The organism is Streptomyces milbemycinicus (assembly GCF_002154605.1).
Taxonomy (GTDB): Bacteria; Actinomycetota; Actinomycetes; order Streptomycetales; family Streptomycetaceae; genus Streptomyces; species Streptomyces milbemycinicus.
The window spans coordinates 1-875 of record NZ_MUNE01001208.1 but is presented as its reverse complement, the minus strand read 5'-3'; the positions used below and the strand labels follow the sequence as shown (position 1 = coordinate 875).

Annotated in this window: 2 pseudogenes; both read right to left on the bottom strand. The window is 70.7% G+C overall.

Annotated elements, in window-relative coordinates:
* Positions 1–655 (bottom strand): annotated as a pseudogene (locus CCN51_RS52140) (prenyltransferase/squalene oxidase repeat-containing protein); the annotation flags it as partial.
* Between the two features lie 108 nt (positions 656–763).
* Positions 764–875, bottom strand: a pseudogene (locus CCN51_RS59000) (polyprenyl synthetase family protein); the annotation flags it as partial.

Below are 875 nucleotides of genomic sequence, written 5' to 3'. Positions count from 1 at the left end.
CGGGTGCGGACGGCGGGTTGGGCCGCCGGGGGTCGGTGTGGAGCTCGTCGAGGGGGAACGGCGCGGGCCGTACGGGGCGCTTGGCCGAGACGACGGTGAGCGGCACGATGGTCTGCCGCGCCCAGCAGCCGAAGTCGTAGATGTTGAGCGGCAGCCACTTCGGAAAGTAGATGATCTCCGGCGGCAGCTCGGGCAGGTCCTCCCACTTCCACCAGCCGAACAGCGCCAGCCAGATGCGGGTGAACACCCGGCTCTTCGCGATGCCACCGTGGTCGCGCACCCACGCGGAGGCGGCGGCCATATGGGGCGCGTCGGGCCGGTCTCCGGCCAGCCGCAGCCCGACGTACGCCTCGATGGTGGCGGAGAGCTCCGGGGGGCCGCCGTGGAAGGTGGCCCAGGTGCCGTCCTCGCGCTGCTCGGAGCGGAGATAGCGGGCGGCGGCTTCGAAGGTGGCCGGGTCCTGGATGGAGAGGAACTGGCGGAGCAGCAGGTCCTCGGCGTCCATGGTGACGTTGGTCTCCAGGTCGCCCTTCCACCAGCCCTGTTCGTCCTGGCGGTCCAGCAGATGGCGGGTGGCCCGCGCCGTCGCCTCCCGGGCAAGCGCTAAGGTCGCGGGTTCGATGGGCTCGGGCGGATGGACGGTTGTCGCTGTCATGGCTTCCCCTTTTGCAGTGTGAGATCTCTGCCGTCGTGGGGCTTCCGTCGGCCGGCACCCCGGGTGGGTGCCGGCCGGCGACTGCGAGCTATATGCGGTCGATAGCGATCATCTCTCTCGTACGACGACGAAATCGGCGAGCGCGACGAGCTGCGCCCGGACCCGATCCTCCATCTCCACCTGGTCGAGCGCCGCGACAGCGGTGGCGTGCTGCCGGCGG